This is a genomic window from Streptomyces sp. NPDC051364, assembly GCF_040682115.1.
Lineage (GTDB): Bacteria > Actinomycetota > Actinomycetes > Streptomycetales > Streptomycetaceae > Streptomyces.
The window spans coordinates 115,902-134,014 of record NZ_JBFBAH010000013.1 but is presented as its reverse complement, the minus strand read 5'-3'; the positions used below and the strand labels follow the sequence as shown (position 1 = coordinate 134,014).

The window sequence follows — 18,113 nt, the reverse complement described above, 5'->3', positions numbered from 1 at the left end:
CTCACGTTGAGTGACGATGGCCCAAGGTTCGGGGTCCCGTACCGAGTGCACGGTACGGGGCCCCGGCCGCGGTCCCCCCATGTGGCAGGGGGAGTGTCAGGTCCCGGCCGATGTCACTCAAAAGCTCACGGAGAGGTAGGGTCGTAAGCGGTCGGGGACATCCCATACAGCTCGCCGGCGGGACAGGCCGGCGCACCAACGAGGAGATCGGTTCGTGACGATCCGCGTAGGCATCAACGGTTTTGGCCGAATTGGCCGCAACTACTTCCGGGCGCTCCTTGAGCAGGGAGCGGACATCGAGATCGTCGGTGTCAACGACCTGACTGACAACGCGACCCTGGTGCACCTGCTCAAGTACGACACCATCCTGGGCCGCCTCAAGGCCGAGGTCTCCCACACCGACGACACCATCACCGTCGACGGCAAGACCTTCAAGACGTTCGCCGAGCGCGACCCCGCGAACCTGCCCTGGGGCGAGCTCGGTGCGGACATCGTCATCGAGTCGACCGGCATCTTCACCAAGAAGGCCGACGCCGCCAAGCACATTGCCGCGGGCGCGAAGAAGGTCCTCATCTCGGCTCCGGCCAAGGACGAGGACATCACCATCGTGATGGGCGTCAACCAGGACAAGTACGACGCGGCCAACCACCACGTCATCTCCAACGCCTCCTGCACCACCAACTGCGTGGCGCCGATGGCCAAGGTTCTCGACGAGAACTTCGGCATCGTCAAGGGCATGATGACCACGGTCCACGCGTACACGAACGACCAGCGCATCCTGGACTTCCCGCACTCGGACCTGCGCCGCGCCCGCGCCGCCGCCGAGAACATCATCCCGACCTCGACGGGTGCCGCCAAGGCCACCGCGCTGGTCCTCCCGCAGCTCAAGGGCAAGCTGGACGGCATCGCGATGCGCGTCCCGGTCCCGACCGGCTCGGTCACCGACCTCGTCCTGGAGCTCTCCCGCGAGACCACCAAGGAAGAGATCAACGCCGCCTTCCAGAAGGCCGCCGAGGGTCAGCTCAAGGGCATCCTCGACTACACCGAGGACGCGATCGTCTCCTCCGACATCGTGAACTGGCCGGCTTCCTGCACCTTCGACTCCTCCCTGACCATGGTTCAGGACGGTACGCAGGTCAAGGTCGTCGGCTGGTACGACAACGAGTGGGGCTACTCCAACCGCCTCGTCGACCTGACCGTCTTCGTCGGCGGTCAGCTCTAAGTCTCAGGTAGCAGGGCTAGGCACCAAGATGTGGGCACAGGGTCCGGTCAGCGCGATGGAGCGCTGCACGGGCCCTGTTGTCTGCCTCGACCGATCGGCCCCGCACCGGCAGAACCCGTGTATGGGGATAAGGAGTAGAAACACATGAAGACGATCGACGAACTGCTCGCCGAAGGCGTCGCCGGCAAGCGGGTCTTCGTCCGCGCCGACCTCAACGTGCCGCTCTCGGGCGACACGATCACCGACGACGGCCGCATCCGTGCCGTGCAGCCGACCATCGCGAAGCTCGCCGAAGCCGGCGCCCGCGTGGTCGTCGCCTCGCACCTGGGCCGCCCCAAGGGCGCCCCGGACCCGGCCTTCTCCCTCGCCCCGGCCGCCAAGCGGCTCGGCGAACTGCTCGGTGCGGACGTCGCGTTCGCCACCGACACCGTCGGTGACTCCGCCAAGTCGACCGTCGCCGCCCTCGCCGACGGCCAGGTCGCCGTCATCGAGAACCTGCGCTTCAACGCCGGTGAGACCTCGAAGGACGACGCCGAGCGCGGCGCGTTCGCGGACCAGCTCGCCGAGCTCGCCGACATCTACGTCGGCGACGGCTTCGGCGCTGTCCACCGCAAGCACGCCTCGGTCTTCGACCTGCCCGCGCGCCTCCCGCACGCGGCCGGCTACCTGATCGCCACCGAGGTCGGCGTCCTGAAGAAGCTGACCGCCGACGTCAAGCGCCCGTACGTGGTCGTCCTCGGCGGCGCCAAGGTCTCCGACAAGCTGGCCGTCATCGACCAGCTGCTCGGCAAGGCCGACCGCATCCTCATCGGCGGTGGCATGGCCTACACCTTCCTCTACGCCAAGGGCTACGAGGTCGGCATCTCCCTGCTCCAGAAGGACCAGGTGGACGTCGTCAAGGAGTACATGGCGCGCGCCGAGAAGAACGGCGTCGAGCTGGTCCTCCCGGTCGACATCCTGGCCTCGGGGGACTTCCCCGACCTCAAGGGCAAGACCCCGGCCGAGTTCATCACCGTCGACGCGGACAAGATCCCCGCCGACAAGGAGGGTCTGGACATCGGTCCCAAGACCCGTGAGCTGTACGCGTCGAAGATCACCGACGCGGAGACCGTCTTCTGGAACGGTCCCGTGGGCGTCTTCGAGCACCCCGACTACGCCGGAGGAACCAGCGCCATCGCGCGGGCCCTCGTCGACAGCAGCGCGTTCACCGTGGTCGGCGGCGGGGACTCCGCCGCGGCCGTGCGCACGCTCGGCTTCGACGAGAACGCTTTCGGCCACATCTCTACCGGTGGCGGCGCCTCCCTCGAATACCTCGAGGGCAAGACGCTCCCCGGCCTCGCCGCACTGGAGGTCTGAACCCGTATGACCACGCGTACCCCGCTCATGGCGGGCAACTGGAAGATGAACCTCAACCATCTCGAGGCCATCGCGCACGTCCAGAAGCTCGCCTTCGCGCTCGCCGACAAGGACTACGACGCCGTCGAGGTCGCGGTCCTGCCGCCCTTCGTCGACCTGCGTTCGGTCCAGACCCTGGTCGACGGCGACAAGCTGAAGATCAAGTACGGCGCCCAGGACATCTCGGCGCACGGCTCCGGCGCCTACACCGGCGAGATCTCCGGCTCGATGCTCGCGAAGCTGAAGTGCACGTACGTGGCCGTCGGCCACAGCGAGCGCCGCCAGTACCACGGCGAGAGCGACGAGCTCTGCAACGCCAAGGTCAAGGCCGCCTACCAGCACGGGCTCACCCCGATCCTGTGCGTCGGCGAGGGCCTGGACATCCGCAAGGCCGGACAGCAGGTCCCGTACACGCTGGCCCAGGTCGACGGCGGCCTCAAGGACGTCCCGGCCGACCAGGTCGAGTCCATCGTGATCGCGTACGAGCCCGTCTGGGCGATCGGGACCGGCGAGGTCGCCACCCCCGACGACGCTCAGGAGGTCTGCGGGGCGATCCGCGGCCGCCTCGCCGAGCTGTACTCCCAGGAGCTGGCCGACAAGGTCCGCATCCAGTACGGCGGCTCGGTGAAGTCCGGCAACATCGCGGCGATCATGGCCCAGCCCGACGTCGACGGCGCCCTGATCGGCGGCGCTGCGCTGGACGCGGACGAGTTCGTGAAGATCGTCCGGTTCCGCGACCAGTGAGCTGCGTGATCGTCGCAGCGAGTAGGCGGTAGGACGGATCCGTCGTACCCTTGCGGGGGCCAGGAGGCTGAACCACCAGCCACTGGCCCCCGCGCACATCCAGCAGAGCCGGAAAGCCAGAAAAGCCAGAAAGTAGGAATCAGCCGTGATTATGGGGTTCTCGATCGCCCTGATCGTCTTCAGCGGCCTGCTGATGCTCCTCGTGCTGATGCACAAGGGCAAGGGCGGTGGCCTTTCCGACATGTTCGGCGGCGGCATGCAGTCGTCGGTCGGCGGCTCCTCGGTCGCGGAGCGCAACCTGGACCGCATCACCGTCGTGGTGGGTCTGCTCTGGTTCGCCTGCATCATGACGCTCGGCATTCTGCTGAAGTAGGCAAGCCGACGGTTCTGGCCATTCAGCCGGTCCGGTCGGCTCCGCCCCGCCTATCATGAGGACGGCGTCTGCGGCCTGGAGTGAGTAACTCCATGTGATGGACGTGCGTTGGGCCTTACGTAGACTGGGGCGCCCGCAGCGGAATCCACTCACGCTTCGCGGCACCATCACGCAGGGAGTTACGACCGTGGCAAGTGGCAACGCGATCCGTGGTAGTCGGGTCGGAGCGGGGCCGATGGGTGAGGCCGAGCGCGGCGAGTCCGCGCCCCGCCTGCGCATCTCCTTCTGGTGCTCGAACGGGCATGAGACGCAGCCGAGCTTCGCCAGCGACGCGCAGGTGCCGGACACCTGGGACTGCCCGCGCTGCGGGTTCCCGGCCGGCCAGGACCGGGACAACCCGCCGGCGCCGCCGCGCACCGAGCCCTACAAGACGCATCTGGCGTACGTACGGGAACGCCGCACGGACGCCGACGGCGAGGCGATCCTCGCCGAGGCGCTCGCCAAGCTCCGCGGCGAGATCTGAAAACGCAAGAGTGACGGTGTGACATCGGGCCCGGCCCGCAGGAGTTGTTCTCCAGCGGGCCGGGCCCCTTTGCGTACGTTGCGTCCCTTCCGATCCCTTAGGTTGGTGATCGGCGGGGCACGACAGGACGGAAGAAACGGGTTGATGTCCGAGATGAACGCAAACCAGGCCGCCGCGCGAAGCGCGTCAAACGAGGGTGGTGGCGGGCGACGGGAGGGACGTACGAGGCTCAACCGGACGCCTGAGTGGCTGGCACTCGGCAAGCACCGCGAAGAGCTGGGGCAGACGCATCTGCGAGAGCTGTTCGCGGCGGATCCGAACCGGGGCACGGGCTACACGCTGCGGGTCGGGGACCTGCACATCGACTACTCGAAGCACCTGGTGACCGACGAGACGCTGGAGTTGCTGCGGGAGCTCGCGGCGGCGACGGGCGTGGCCGAGCTGCGCGAGGCGATGTTCCGCGGCGAGAAGATCAACACGACCGAGGACCGGGCGGTCCTGCACACCGCCCTGCGCGCGCCGAAGGACGCGGTGGTCGAGGTGGACGGCGAGAACGTCGTCCCCGCGGTGCACGCCGTCCTCGACAAGATGGCGGCCTTCGCCGACCAGGTCCGGTCGGGGGCGTGGACCGGCTTCACCGGCAAGCGCATCAAGAACGTGGTCAACATCGGCATCGGCGGCTCCGACCTGGGCCCGGCGATGGCGTACGAGGCGCTGCGCGCCTTCACCGACCGCGCCCTGACCGTACGGTTCGTGTCCAACGTGGACGGCGCCGACCTGCACGAGGCCGTACGGGACCTGGACCCTGCCGAGACGCTGTTCGTCATCGCCTCCAAGACGTTCACGACCATCGAGACCATCACCAACGCCGAGTCGGCGCGGGACTGGCTGCTGGCGGGTCTCGGCGGTGACGCCGCGGCCGTGGCACGGCACTTCGTGGCGCTGTCGACGAACGCCGAGAAGGTCACCGCGTTCGGCATCGATCCGGCCAACATGTTCGGGTTCTGGGACTGGGTCGGCGGGCGTTACTCCTTCGACTCCGCGATCGGGCTCTCGCTGATGATCGCGATCGGGCCGGACTCCTTCCGGGAGATGCTGGGCGGCTTCCGGACGATGGACGAGCACTTCCGCACGGCGCCCCCGGAGCAGAACGCACCGCTCCTGATGGGCCTGTTGGGGATCTGGTACGGCGCGTTCTTCGACGCCCAGTCGCACGCGGTCCTGCCGTACAGCCACTACCTCTCCCGCTTCACGGCGTACCTGCAGCAGCTGGACATGGAGTCCAACGGCAAGTCCGTGGACCGGGACGGCAAGCCGGTGGACTGGCAGACCGGTCCGGTCGTCTGGGGCACGCCCGGCACCAACGGGCAGCACGCGTACTACCAGTTGATCCACCAGGGCACGAAGGTGATCCCGGCGGACTTCATCGGCTTCGCCCGGCCGATCGGCGAACTGCCGCCGAAGCTCGCGGCCCAGCACGACCTGCTGATGGCGAACTTCTTCGCGCAGACGCAGGCGCTGGCCTTCGGCAAGACCGCGGACGAGGTCCGCGCGGAGGGCGTACCGGAGCCCCTGGTCCCGCACAAGACCTTCAAGGGGAACCACCCCACCACGACGATCCTGGCGCAGGACCTCACCCCGGCGGTCCTGGGCCAGCTGATCGCGCTGTACGAGCACAAGGTGTTCGTCCAGGGCGCGGTGTGGAACATCGACTCCTTCGACCAGTGGGGCGTGGAGCTCGGCAAGGTCCTGGCGAAGCGGGTCGAGCCGGCGCTGACCGAGGGCGCGGACGTGCCGGGGCTGGACGCCTCGACGAAGGCCCTGGTGGCCGCGTACCGCGGTCTGCGAGGCCGCGGCTGATCCGGTAAGGCGTCGCGACGTACGAAGGGCCCGCTCCCCGTCAGGGGGCGGGCCCCGTACGTACGTACGGTGGCCGTACGGGTCAGGCCGAGGCCGGGGGGTACATCGACGACGGGAGCTTCGCGGCCGCCGCGCGGTCCAGGAGCCACAGCGTGCGGGAGCGCCCGTACGCGGCCGCCGCCGGGGCCTGGATCTCCCCGGCGCCGCCGAGCGCGATCGCCACCGCACCCGCCTTGTCCTCGCCGGCCGCCAGCAGCCAGACCTCCCGGGCCGCCCGGATCGCCGGGAGGGTCAGCGAGACCCGCGTCGGCGGAGGCTTCGGCGCGCCGTGGACGCCGACCACCGTGCGCTCGGTCTCGCGAGCCGCCGGGTGCTCCGGGAACAGCGAGGCCACGTGCGTGTCCGGGCCCACGCCCAGCATCAGCACGTCGAAACGCGGCACCGGACCGTGGTCCTCCGGACCCGCGGCCCGCCGCAGCTCCTCCGCGTACGCGTCCGCCGCCGCATCGACGTCGTCCCCGTACGGGCCGTCCGAGGCCGGCATGACGTGCACGCGTGCCGGGTCCACCGGGACGGCGTCCAGGAGGGCCTCGCGGGCCTGTACGTGGTTGCGCTCGGGGTCGTCGGCGGGGACGTACCGCTCGTCGCCCCACCAGAGGTCGAGGCGGGCCCAGTCGACGGCGTCGCGGGCCGGGGCGGCCGCCAGTGCGGCGAGCAGGCCGTTGCCGTTGCGGCCGCCGGTCAGGACGACGGAGGCGCTGCCGCGGGCCGCCTGGGCGTCGACGATCTTCGTGATGAGCCGGGCCGCTGCGGCCTGGGCCATCAGCTCCTTGTCCCGGTGGACGACGACCTGGGGAGTCGTCATACCCATGTGCTGCCGCCTTGTCGGTTGTGCGGTGGGTTTGGGCGCGGGTTCCGCTGCGCGGGGCTTTCCCCACCCCGCCCCTTCCCGAAATCGGGGGCTCCGCCCCCGGACCTCCCCCGGACGGAGTCTTGGGGAGGGAGAAGGGCGGGGTGGGGAGAGAGCCCCGCGCAGCGGGTACGGCTACTTGGCCGAGGCCTTCTTCGTGGGCTTGGCCGTCGGCTTCGCGGCGTCGGCCTTCGGGCCGGTCACGGTCTCGGGGGAGTCCGAGGCCGCGGCCTTGGCCGGAGCCGGGGCCGATGCCGGGGCCTCGGCGGCCAGTTTGGCCACGCCGAACTTCAGCGAGGCCTCGTAGGTGTTGTCCGGGTCGAGCCGGCGCAGCTCCTCCGCCAGCAGCTCGGCCGTTTCGCGGCGCTTGAGCGCCACCGCACGGTCGGGCTGCCCCGGCATGCACAGCGTGGCCAGCGAGCCATCGGCCCGGTCCAGGACGATGTCGCCGTCCTTGGTCTCCAGCCGGACCGAGGTCAGGCCGGGGCCCTGCGAGTGGGTCCGCTTGACGGGCACCTGGAGGCGGTCCGCCAGCCACATGGCCAGCAGCTCGCAGCTCGGGTTCTCGTCCTCGCCCTCGACGGCCGCCGAGGTGACCTTCAGAGCCTGCTGGTCCAGCGCGGCGGCCAGCATCGACCGCCACGGCGTGATCCGGGTCCAGGACAGGTCCGTGTCACCCGGGGCGTAGGCCGCAGCCCGCTCCCCGAGCGCCTGCAGCGGGTTCTCGCAGGCGTACGTGTCCGTGATCCGGCGCTGCCCGAGCGCACCCAGCGGGTCGCCCGCCAGGTCCGACGGGGCACCGTCCGGCCACCAGACCACGACGGGCGCGTCCGGCAGCAGGAGCGGGAGAACCACCGACTGGGCGTGGTGGACCAGTTCACCGTGAAGGCGGAGCACCACGGTCTCGCCGGTGCCCGAGTCCGCCCCGACGCGGACTTCCGCGTCGAGACGGGCGTCGCGGCGGCTGCGCGGCGAGCGGCTGACCCGCTTGATGACGACGACGATCCGCGAAGGGTGTTCGTGGGACGCGTCGTTCGCCGACTTGAGCGCGTCGTACGCGTTCTCTTCGTCGGTCACGATCACCAGCGTGAGGACCATGCCGATGGCAGGCGTGCCGATGTCCCGGCGCGCCTGCACCAACGCGGCGTTGATCTTGCTGGAGGTGGTCTCCGTGAGGTCGATCTTCATGGCCGGCGCCAGCTCCGTCCGTCTCGTGCGAGCATCTCGTCCGCCTCGACCGGCCCCCAGGTCCCCGCCGGGTACTGCGCGGGCTTGCCGTGCTTGTCCCAGTACTCCTCGATCGGGTCGAGGATGTTCCAGGACAGCTCGACCTCCTGGTGGCGCGGGAAGAGGTTCGCGTCACCCAGCAGGACATCGAGGATCAGCCGCTCGTACGCCTCGGGGCTCGACTCCGTGAAGGACTCGCCGTACGCGAAGTCCATCGTGACGTCCCGCACCTCCATGGAGGTGCCCGGAACCTTGGAGCCGAAGCGCACCGTCACGCCTTCGTCCGGCTGGACCCGAATGACCAGGGCGTTCTGCCCCAGCTCCTCGGTCGCGCCCGACTCGAACGGCAGGTACGGAGCCCGCTTGAAGACCACCGCGATCTCGGTCACCCGGCGGCCCAGGCGCTTGCCGGTCCGCAGGTAGAACGGGACGCCCGCCCAGCGGCGGTTGTTGATCTCCAGGCGGATGGCCGCGTAGGTGTCGGTCTTCGACTGGGGGTCGATGCCGTCCTCTTCGAGGTACCCGACGACCTTCTCGCCACCCTGCCACGCCGCCGAGTACTGGCCGCGCACGGTGTGCTTGCCCAGGTCCTCGGGGAGCTCGACGGCCGTGAGGACCTTGAGCTTCTCCGCCACCAGCGCCTTGGGGTGGAAGGAGCCGGGCTCCTCCATCGCGGTCAGCGCGAGCAGCTGGAGCAGGTGGTTCTGGATGACGTCACGGGCGGCGCCGATACCGTCGTAGTACCCGGCCCGGCCGCCGATGCCGATGTCCTCGGCCATGGTGATCTGCACGTGGTCGACGTACGACCGGTTCCAGATCGGCTCGAACATCGTGTTGGCGAAGCGGAGCGCCAGGATGTTCTGGACGGTCTCCTTGCCGAGGTAGTGGTCGATCCGGAAGACCTCGTCCCGCGGGAAGACCTCGTGGACGACCTTGTTGAGCTCCTCCGCGCTCTTCAGGTCGTGCCCGAAGGGCTTCTCGATGACGGCACGCCGCCAGGAGCCCTCCTTCTGCGCCAGCCCGTGGTTCTTGAGCTGCTGGACGACCTTCGGGAAGAACTTCGGCGGCACGGACAGGTAGAAGGCGAAGTTGCCGCCCGTACCCTGCGCCTTGTCGAGCTCGTCGATCGTCGACTTCAGCGTCTCGAACGCCGCGTCGTCGTCGAAGTCGCCCTGCACGAACCGGCAGCCCTGCACCAGCTGCTGCCAGACTTCCTCCCGGAAGGGCGTGCGCGAGTGCTCCTTGACGGCCTCGTACACCTCGTGGGCGAAGTCCTCGTGCTCCCATTCACGCCGGGCGAAACCGATCAGCGAGAAGCCCGGCGGCAGCAGCCCCCGGTTCGCCAGGTCGTAGATGGCCGGCATCAGCTTCTTGCGCGACAGGTCACCCGTAACGCCGAAAATGACCAGGCCGGACGGCCCCGCGATGCGCGGGAGCCGCCGGTCCTGTGCGTCACGAAGCGGGTTCGCTCCGTTCACAGTCAAAGTGCTCAGACCTCCGTGGGGGCGAGGCGCTCGAGCTCCGCCTCGGTGGACTTCAGCAGGTCGTTCCAGGACGCCTCGAACTTCTCGACGCCCTCGTCCTCGAGCAGCTGCACCACATCGTCGTACGAGATGCCCAGCTTCGCGATCGCATCGAGCTCGGCGCGGGACTGGTCGTACGTGGCGCGCACGGTGTCACCCGTGATCTGACCGTGGTCGGCGGTGGCCTCCAGGGTGGCCTCCGGCATGGTGTTCACCGTGTTCGGGGCGACCAGGTCGTCCACGTACAGGGTGTCCTTGTACGCAGGGTCCTTGACGCCCGTCGAGGCCCACAGCGCACGCTGCTTGTTGGCGCCGACACGCTCCAGGGCGTTCCACCGGTCGGAGGAGAACACTTCCTCGTAGGCCTCGTAGGCCAGACGGGCATTGGCGAGGGCCGCCTTGCCCTTCAGGGCCTTCGCCTCGTCGGAGCCGACGGCGTCCAGGCGCTTGTCGATCTCGCTGTCCACGCGGGACACGAAGAAGGAGGCGACCGAGTGGATCAGGGAGAGGTCCAGGCCCGCGGCCTTGGCCTTCTCCAGACCCGCCAGGTACGCGTCCATGACCTCGCGGTAGCGCTCCAGCGAGAAGATCAGCGTGACGTTGACGCTGATGCCCTTGCCGATGACCGCGGTGATCGCCGGCAGGCCGGCCTTGGTCGCCGGGATCTTGATCAGCGTGTTCGGGCGGTCCACCAGCCAGGCGAGCTGCTTGGCCTCGGCGATCGTCGCCGTGGTGTTGTGGGCCAGCCGGGGGTCGACCTCGATGGAGACCCGGCCGTCCTGGCCGTCGGTGCGGTCGTAGACCGGGCGCAGGATGTCGGCGGCGTCGCGGACGTCCGCCGTCGTGATCATGCGGATGGCCTCGTCGACGGTGACCTTGCGGGCGGCGAGGTCGGCGAGCTGCTGCTCGTAGCCGTCGCCGCTGCTGATCGCCTTCTGGAAGATCGACGGGTTGGTGGTGACACCGACCACGTGCGACTGGTCGATGAGCTCGGCCAGGTTGCCGGACGTGATCCGCTTGCGGGACAGGTCGTCCAGCCAGATCGCCACGCCCTCGTCGGAGAGGCGCTTGAGTGCGTCTGTCATGGGAATTGCATCTCCTACTGGTCTTGTACGGGCGTCAGCGCGCGGCGGCGGCGATGGAGTCCTTGGCGGCGGCGGCCACGGCCTCGGGGGTGAAGCCGAACTCGCGGAAGAGCACCTTGGCGTCGGCGGAGGCACCGAAGTGCTCCAGCGAGACGATCCGGCCTGCGTCGCCGACGTAGCGGTGCCAGGTCAGGCCGATCCCGGCCTCGACCGCGACGCGCGCCTTGACGGAAGCCGGCAGGACGCTGTCCTTGTACGCCTGGTCCTGCTCCTCGAACCACTCGACGGACGGCATCGAGACCACGCGGGCCGGGATGCCCTCGGCCTGCAGCGCCTCGCGCGCGGCGACGGCGAGCTGGACCTCGGAGCCGGTGCCGATGAGGACGACCTGGGCGTCGCCGCCTTCGGCCTCGAAGAGCACGTACCCGCCCTTGGCGGCGTCCTCGTTGCGCTCGTACGTCGGCACGCCCTGACGGGTCAGCGCCAGACCGTGCGGGGCGCCCTTGCCGAACACCTTGGTGTGGCGGCGCAGGATCTCGCGCCAGGCGATGACGGTCTCGTTCGCGTCGGCCGGGCGGACCACGTTCAGGCCCGGGATGGCGCGCAGCGAGGCGAGGTGCTCGACCGGCTGGTGGGTCGGGCCGTCCTCGCCCAGGCCGATGGAGTCGTGCGTCCACACGTACGTCACCGGCACGTGCATCAGCGCGGACAGGCGCACGGCGTTGCGCATGTAGTCGGAGAACACCAGGAAGGTGCCGCCGTAGATACGGGTGTGGCCGTGCAGCGCGATGCCGTTCATGGTCGCGGCCATGGCGTGCTCGCGGATGCCGTAGTGGACGGTGCGGCCGTACGGGTCGGCCTCCGGCAGCGGGTTGCCCTTCGGGAGGAAGGACGAGTGCTTGTCGATCGTGGTGTTGTTGGAGCCGGCCAGGTCGGCCGAGCCGCCCCACAGCTCCGGGATGACCGCGCCGAGCGACTCGAGCACCTTGCCGGAGGCCGCGCGGGTGGCGGTGCCCTTGCCGGTCTCGAAGACGGGGAGCTTGTCCTCCCAGCCCGCGGGCAGCTCGTTGGCGTTGATGCGGTCGAACTCGGCGGCGCGCTCCGCGTTGGCGGTGCGCCAGGCGGAGAAGTCCTTCTCCCAGGCGGCCTTGGCCTCGCGGCCGCGGTCCAGCGCCTTGCGGGTGTGCGCGAGGACCTCGTCGGAGACGTCGAAGGACTTCTCCGGGTCGAAGCCGAGGACGCGCTTGGTGGCGGCCACCTCGTCGTTGCCGAGGGCCGAGCCGTGCGAGGCCTCGGTGCCCTGGGCGTGCGGGGCCGGCCAGGCGATGATCGAGCGCATCGCGATGAAGGAGGGGCGCCCGGTCTCGGCCTTGGCCGCGGCCAGGGCCTCGAACAGCGCCTTCGGGTCGAGGTCGCCGTTCGGCTGCTGCGCCACGCGCTGGACGTGCCAGCCGTACGCCTCGTAGCGCCCCAGGGTGTCCTCGGAGACGGCCGTCTCGGTGTCACCCTCGATGGAGATGTGGTTGTCGTCCCACAGCAGCACCAGGTTGCCGAGCTTCTGGTGGCCGGCCAGGGCGGACGCCTCGTGGGAGATGCCCTCCTGGAGGCAGCCGTCGCCCGCGATCGCGTAGACCATGTGGTCGAACGGGGAGGCGCCCTGGGGGGCCTCCGGGTCGAACAGGCCGCGCTCGTAGCGGGCGGCCATGGCCATGCCCACCGCGTTGGCGATGCCCTGGCCGAGCGGGCCGGTGGTGGTCTCGACGCCGGCCGTGTGGCCGTACTCCGGGTGGCCGGGGGTCTTGGAACCCCAGGTGCGGAACGCCTCGAGGTCGGCCAGCTCCAGGCCGAAGCCGCCCAGGTAGAGCTGGGTGTACAGAGTGAGGGACGAGTGCCCTGCGGAAAGCACGAAACGGTCGCGGCCGACCCACTCGGGATCGGCCGGGTCGTGCCGCATCACCTTCTGGAAGAGGGTGTATGCGGCGGGGGCCAGGCTCATCGCCGTACCGGGGTGGCCGTTACCGACCTTCTGGACCGCGTCGGCGGCCAGGATGCGGGCGGTGTCGACGGCCCGCTGGTCGAGATCGGTCCAGTCGAGCTCTGTGGTCGTCGGCTTGGTGCTCACCGTGGGTCAGGGCTCCTCTCCACATGTCTGTTACCCGGCGACGAACGGTGCACCGGGGCGATTCCGAGCCTACCCCCGTGACGGCGTGCAGCTATTCGAGTGCCCGCAGTCCGTCACAACGTCGGCGGGCCGATCGGACCAACACGAGTCGACCCCCGCGCAGGGCGACGTAAGTGCAACGTCTAGAGTGGCGTGGTACGTGCGAGCCTTCAGCGGACCTTTATGTCCGGAGCTTGCCTGGTTTTCTCTGTCAGGGGTGTGCGTGACGGCCGTCGAATCCCGTCCAGCGGGGGTGCTCGGGACGAGCCCCGGTCACCGGCCGTTCGGGGCCCGCGTCATGGCTTTCGTGGCTTTGACCAAGCCGCGGATCATCGAACTTCTGCTGATCACCACAGTGCCGGTGATGTTCCTTGCCGAGCAGGGCGTGCCGTCGCTGTGGCTGGTCCTCGCGACCTGCTTCGGCGGCTACTTGTCCGCGGGCGGCGCCAACGCGCTGAACATGTACATCGACCGCGACATCGACGCGCTGATGGACCGGACCTCGCAGCGTCCGCTGGTGACCGGCATGGTCAGCCCGCGCGAGTGCCTGGCCTTCGGCATCACCCTCGGCGTGGTCTCCACCCTGTTCTTCGGGCTGCTCGTCAACTGGCTGTCGGCGGCGCTCGCGCTCGGAGCGCTCCTCTTCTACGTCGTCGTCTACACGATGCTGCTGAAGCGGCGCACCGCGCAGAACATCGTCTGGGGCGGCATCGCGGGCTGCATGCCGGTGCTCATCGGCTGGTCCGCCGTCAAGAACGAGGTCTCCTGGGCCGCCGTCATCCTCTTCCTGGTCATCTTCTTCTGGACGCCGCCGCACTACTGGCCGCTGTCCATGAAGGTGAAGGAGGACTACGCGCGCGTCGGCGTGCCGATGCTGCCGGTCGTGGCGGGCAACCAGGTCGTGGCGCGTCAGATCGTCCTCTACAGCTGGGTGATGGTGGCGGTCTCGCTGCTGCTGACCCCGCTGGGGTACACCGGCTGGTTCTACACCGCGGTCGCACTGACGGCGGGCGGCTGGTGGCTGTGGGAGGCGCACGCGCTGCACGCACGGGCCAAGGCCGGCATGACGGGCGCGAAGCTCAAGGAGATGCGCCTGTTCCACTGGTCCATCACGTACGTGTCGCTGCTCTTCGTCGCCGTGGCCGTGGATCCCTTCCTCCGCTGACGCTTCCTCCGATGATTACCCGCCGGTAGCATGCTGTCCATGGCAGACACCACCGCGGACACCGCAGACAAGAAGCAGGACCGGAAGGCCGCGAAGCTGGCCAAGCAGATCGGCGCGTTCGCCAAGGAGCACGGCGGCGCCGAGGGCCAGATCGCGCACATGGGCCAGGCCGGTACCCGGATCGTCCTCGTCGGCACGGACGGTGGCTGGGGCGACCTGGTGGCCCCGACCTACGCGGTGGCGCAGCTGGCCGCCGAGAAGGCCGGCCTGACCCTCCACGAGGAGTTCGACGGCGAGTTCGCCGCGCGTGTGAAGACGGGCCCGTACGAGTGGTCGCGGATGGCCGGCATCCAGCTCGGCGGGGCGGCGAACCCGGCGGCCTGACGCCCTGACGCCCTGACGGTGTCGTGCTCCGGCGGGGGCTTCGCCCCTTCGGTGGCCGCTCGGTCAACAGCGCGAGCAACACCTCACACCCCGCTCACCCGTTAGGACGTGTGGAAGCCCCTTCCTCACGTCCGCAACGGGATGCCCGGATGATCGAAACGCCGCCCCTGGTGGACCAGTACTGCCACGGAGTGCTCCGCACGGAGCTGGGCCTCGGCACCTTCGAGGCCCAGCTGATCCGCTCGGCCGGCCCGCCCGCCGCCGGGACCACCTTCTTCGACACCCAGACCGGTTTCGCGGTGCGCCGCTGGTGCCCGCCGCTGCTCGGGCTGGAGCCGCACTGCGCCCCCGCCCGGTACCTGGCCCGGCGGCGCGAGCTCGGCATGGTCGAATCCGGGCGCAGGCTGCTGCGCGGCTCCGGCGTCGCCGCCTATCTGGTCGACACCGGAGCGCCCGGGGACCTCACCGGCCCCAAGGAGCTGGCGCTCACGGGGGACGCCGACGCCTTCGAGGTCGTACGGCTGGAGCTGCTGGCAGAGCAGGTCGCCGACACCTCCGGCACGGTCCCCGCCTTCCTCGCCAACCTCGCCGAGGCCGTCCACCACGCCGCCGCGGCGGCCGTGGCCTTCACGTGCGGTGCGGACGCGGGGTATCCCGCGGTCCTCGGCCGCGCCCCCGAGCCGCCCGGTCCGGGCGAGGTGCACGGGGCGGCCGGGCGGTGGCTGGCCCGGCGCTCCAAGGGCGGTGCCGTCCGGGACCCCGTTCTCCTGCGGCACCTGCTGTGGAGCGCGGTGGCGACCGGGCTGCCGCTCCAGCTGCACACCGGGGCGGGCGCGGGGGAGCCGGGGCAGCGGCCGGAGCAGGCCGATCCGGCGCTGCTGACGGAGTTCGTACGGGCCACCGCGGGGCTGGGGACCCGGCTGGTGCTGCTCGGCGGATACCCGTACCACCGGCACGCCGCCCAGCTGGCGGCGGCCTTCCCGCACGTCCACGCCGATCTCGGCGCGGCGCTCTGGCAGAGCGGGCCGCGGGCGGCGGGGGTGCTGGCCGAGGTGCTCGAGCTCGCCCCCTTCGGCAAGCTGCTGTTCTCCAGCGGCGGGCGCCGGCTGCCCGAACTGCACGCGGTGGGCGCCCTGGTGTTCCGGGAGGCGCTGGGCCGGGTGCTGGGCGGCTGGGTCGGGGAGGGCGCCTGGTCCTGGCGGGACGCCGAGCGGGTGGCGGCCATGATCGCGGCGGGCAATGCCCGGCGCGTCTACCGGCTGGACGAGCGCGGGTGAAGCGGCAGCCCGGGAGGCCCCTGAGTCCGAGAGTCCGCGAGCCCGCCCGGGCCGGCGCCCGGGCGGCCCCCGTGGCTCAGACGGAGGAGAGCTGCGGGTCGGCCTGAGCCGGGATCTCCGCCTGCGCCGCGGGCCGCTCCCGCAGGCTCAGCGCCATGCGGACCACGGCGATCCACACCAGGCAGGAGCCGAGCATGTGGGCGGCGACCAGGGCCTCGGGCACGTGGGTGAAGTACTGGACGTAGCCGATGCCGCCCTGGGCGAGCAGCACGATCAGCAGGTCACGGGCGCGCGCCCGGGTGTCGGCCGGCGCGTCGACCACGCGCAGCACCAGCCACATGGCCACGGCGAGCGCGCACACCACCCAGGCGGAGATCGCGTGGACGTGGGCGGTGGCCGCCCAGTCGAACGGCATCCGCTTGATCTCGCTGCGGTCGCCCGCGTGCGGACCGGAACCGGTGACCACCGTGCCCGCGGCGATCAGCACCAGTGTGGTCGCGATCAGCGCCCACGAGAGCTTGCGCACGGGACCGGGCACGCGCGGCCGGGGAGCGCCGTCGCCCTCGCGGCTGCGCTGCCAGGTGACCGTCGTGACGGTGATCAGGGAGGTGGCGAGCAGGAAGTGCCCGGCCACGCTGTACGGGTTGAGCCCCGTCAGGACGGTGATGCCGCCGAGGACCGCGTTGCCCATCACGATGTAGAACTGGAGCCAGCCGAGCTTCGTCAGCGAACGGCGCCACGGCTTGGCCGAGCGGGCCGCGATGATGCACCAGCCGACGGCCGCGCTGAGCACGTACGTCAGCATGCGGTTGCCGAACTCGATGGCCCCGTGGAAGCCCTGCGCCTGGGTCACGATCAGGCTGTCGTCGGTGCACTTGGGCCAGGTGTCGCAGCCGAGACCGGATCCGGTCAGCCGCACCGCACCGCCGGTGACGACGATGAGCACGCTCATGACGAGCGCGGCGAACGCGGCCTGCCGGACGATCCGGGGTGACGGAGTCCAGCGGCCTGCGATGTAAGCGAGAGGGGTCAACACGGCCCTTATCGTACGCGGAGCCTTGTGCAAACTTTCACGAGGGGGTCCCCGCCGGCCTGCCCGTGGCCGCATCGGGCCCGACGACCAGCCGGAACCGGGCCCCGGCGGGGTCGCCTTCCTCGTGCCACCAGACGCGTACGCGCCAATGGGCGCCGTCGCCGGGGTAGTCCGCGGAACCCGTGAACCCGTGCACCAATTCGGTGCCTACGTCTTCGGCTGTCCTGTTTCTTACTTCTGCCCCGCTACGCCACAGATGTTCCTGTACGTTCCACAGCCCGTCAGGACCGCGCACCTCGAAGAGCCACACCGCGCGCCAGGGCGTGACCTCCAGCATCGTGCGCACCTGTTCGGCGCCGAGGTGCAGCCGGGTCGCGATCTCGGGTTCGGCCACCCCGTGGATCCTGGCCGCCACCACGGCCCGCGGCAGCAGGGGTTCGGGCAGCAGGCCCCGTGCGCGCAGGTTCACCACGGAGTCGAAGGACAGGAAGCGCAGGCGCAGTTCCAGCTGGCGGCCGATGTGGTCGAGGGCCTCCTCAGCCTCCTGGGCCTCCTCCGAACCGGGGTCCGCGAGCAGCAGTTGGCGGAAACCGCCCTCCGCGTCTACCGCCCACGCCACCGCCTCCTCGGCGGAGCCCAGCTCCGCGAGACGGTCCCCGAGGAACACCTTGGCCTGCGCGAGGCCGCGCCGGTTGACCGGATCGTGCTGGTCCAGGCCCGCCCAGACCTCGACCGCCGCCCGGGTCAGGTCCCGGGCGCGCTCGCCCGCCGCCCGATCCATGACGCTCGGGCCGGTCTCGGCCGCCGGGCCGAGCGGATAGCGGGGCAGCCGCTCCCCGTCGCTCAGCGGCCAGGACAGCCAGACCCCCTGGTTGATCAGGCCCCGGGCGTACCAGCGGGCGTACTCCGGGGCGTGCCCCGCCGCCTGCTGCGCGGACCGCAGCCCCTCCTCGACGGCCGCCAGGGCCCCGGCCCGGTCGCCGCCGGCGAACCGGCGGGCCGCCAGGTCACCGAGGCGAAGGCCGAGCCGCGCCGCGCACTCCGGATCGGTCCGCGCCGGTTCGCGCAGTGCGCCGATCAGCTCCGTCAGCAGCGCCTCGGCCTCCGCGGGCGCCGCCCGTGCGGCCCCCGACCGGATCCGTGCCCATCGAGCGTCCAGCCGTAGAACATCTTCCCGCTGCGCCATGCCCGCCCCCCGGCGTCCTGGTGTGCACCACCCCCGCGGGGCGGC

Annotated in this window: 16 protein-coding genes; 9 read left to right on the top strand and 7 right to left on the bottom strand. The window is 70.4% G+C overall.

Going from position 1 to position 18,113, the window contains the following annotated elements; all coding sequences use genetic code 11:
- The first annotated feature begins 214 nt into the window (after nucleotides 1–214).
- From gap to pgi, 6 genes are all read left to right on the top strand, one after another.
- Entirely contained in the window at nucleotides 215–1,222 is a 1,008-nt protein-coding gene (gap, locus tag AB0M76_RS25960) for a type I glyceraldehyde-3-phosphate dehydrogenase (RefSeq protein WP_008741072.1), read from the top strand.
- 144 nt (nucleotides 1,223–1,366) lie between these two features.
- Nucleotides 1,367–2,578, top strand: a complete 1,212-nt coding sequence (locus AB0M76_RS25955; RefSeq protein ID WP_365955138.1) for a phosphoglycerate kinase — start codon at nucleotides 1,367–1,369, stop codon at nucleotides 2,576–2,578.
- Between the two features lie 6 nt (nucleotides 2,579–2,584).
- The gene (tpiA, locus tag AB0M76_RS25950; protein WP_365955137.1) at nucleotides 2,585–3,361 is read left to right on the top strand and encodes a triose-phosphate isomerase; all 777 of its coding nucleotides are present in this window, start codon (nucleotides 2,585–2,587) and stop codon (nucleotides 3,359–3,361) included.
- Nucleotides 3,362–3,512: 151 nt separating this feature from the next.
- Nucleotides 3,513–3,734 carry a preprotein translocase subunit SecG gene (secG, locus tag AB0M76_RS25945; RefSeq protein WP_266668175.1) on the top strand — a complete coding sequence of 74 codons (222 nt, stop codon included), beginning with the start codon at nucleotides 3,513–3,515 and terminating at the stop codon, nucleotides 3,732–3,734.
- Between the two features lie 187 nt (nucleotides 3,735–3,921).
- A complete protein-coding gene (locus tag AB0M76_RS25940) occupies nucleotides 3,922–4,257 on the top strand; it encodes an RNA polymerase-binding protein RbpA (RefSeq protein ID WP_007263454.1) in 336 nt (111 codons plus the stop codon).
- Between the two features lie 153 nt (nucleotides 4,258–4,410).
- Complete coding sequence (pgi, locus tag AB0M76_RS25935; protein ID WP_365955196.1) at nucleotides 4,411–6,117, top strand: glucose-6-phosphate isomerase; 1,707 nt, start codon at nucleotides 4,411–4,413, stop codon at nucleotides 6,115–6,117.
- Between the two features lie 82 nt (nucleotides 6,118–6,199).
- Here the strand turns inward: pgi and pgl are convergent, their stop codons facing one another.
- The 5 genes from pgl to tkt form a co-directional block, all read right to left on the bottom strand.
- A complete protein-coding gene (gene pgl, locus AB0M76_RS25930) occupies nucleotides 6,200–6,982 on the bottom strand; it encodes a 6-phosphogluconolactonase (RefSeq protein WP_365955136.1) in 783 nt (260 codons plus the stop codon).
- Nucleotides 6,983–7,162: 180 nt separating this feature from the next.
- Complete coding sequence (gene opcA, locus AB0M76_RS25925; protein WP_365955135.1) at nucleotides 7,163–8,215, bottom strand: glucose-6-phosphate dehydrogenase assembly protein OpcA; 1,053 nt, start codon at nucleotides 8,213–8,215, stop codon at nucleotides 7,163–7,165.
- The gene (zwf, locus tag AB0M76_RS25920; RefSeq protein WP_365955195.1) at nucleotides 8,212–9,732 is read right to left on the bottom strand and encodes a glucose-6-phosphate dehydrogenase; all 1,521 of its coding nucleotides are present in this window, start codon (nucleotides 9,730–9,732) and stop codon (nucleotides 8,212–8,214) included. Before zwf ends, opcA begins: the two co-directional genes overlap by 4 nt.
- 11 nt (nucleotides 9,733–9,743) lie before the next feature.
- Complete coding sequence (gene tal / locus AB0M76_RS25915) at nucleotides 9,744–10,862, bottom strand: transaldolase (RefSeq protein ID WP_365955134.1); 1,119 nt, start codon at nucleotides 10,860–10,862, stop codon at nucleotides 9,744–9,746.
- A gap of 34 nt (nucleotides 10,863–10,896) precedes the next feature.
- Nucleotides 10,897–12,984: a transketolase gene (gene tkt, locus AB0M76_RS25910; protein ID WP_365955133.1), complete on the bottom strand. Its 2,088-nt coding sequence runs from the start codon at nucleotides 12,982–12,984 to the stop codon at nucleotides 10,897–10,899.
- 256 nt (nucleotides 12,985–13,240) lie between these two features.
- Here tkt and AB0M76_RS25905 point away from each other — a divergent pair, with 256 nt between their 5' ends.
- The 3 genes from AB0M76_RS25905 to AB0M76_RS25895 all read left to right on the top strand — a co-directional run bounded on the left by AB0M76_RS25905 (nucleotide 13,241) and on the right by AB0M76_RS25895 (nucleotide 15,849).
- Entirely contained in the window at nucleotides 13,241–14,188 is a 948-nt protein-coding gene (locus AB0M76_RS25905; RefSeq protein ID WP_365955132.1) for a heme o synthase, read from the top strand.
- 39 nt (nucleotides 14,189–14,227) lie between these two features.
- A complete protein-coding gene (locus tag AB0M76_RS25900; RefSeq protein WP_365955131.1) occupies nucleotides 14,228–14,572 on the top strand; it encodes a hypothetical protein in 345 nt (114 codons plus the stop codon).
- Nucleotides 14,573–14,721: 149 nt separating this feature from the next.
- Nucleotides 14,722–15,849, top strand: coding sequence for an amidohydrolase family protein (locus tag AB0M76_RS25895; RefSeq protein WP_365955130.1), 1,128 nt, complete (start codon nucleotides 14,722–14,724; stop codon nucleotides 15,847–15,849).
- Nucleotides 15,850–15,925: 76 nt separating this feature from the next.
- Here the strand turns inward: AB0M76_RS25895 and AB0M76_RS25890 are convergent, their stop codons facing one another.
- Together AB0M76_RS25890 and AB0M76_RS25885 are read right to left on the bottom strand one after the other, a co-directional pair.
- Nucleotides 15,926–16,915, bottom strand: a complete 990-nt coding sequence (locus tag AB0M76_RS25890) for a COX15/CtaA family protein (protein ID WP_365955129.1) — start codon at nucleotides 16,913–16,915, stop codon at nucleotides 15,926–15,928.
- Between the two features lie 4 nt (nucleotides 16,916–16,919).
- Nucleotides 16,920–18,068, bottom strand: a complete 1,149-nt coding sequence (locus AB0M76_RS25885; protein WP_365955128.1) for a hypothetical protein — start codon at nucleotides 18,066–18,068, stop codon at nucleotides 16,920–16,922.
- Nucleotides 18,069–18,113 lie beyond the last annotated feature (45 nt).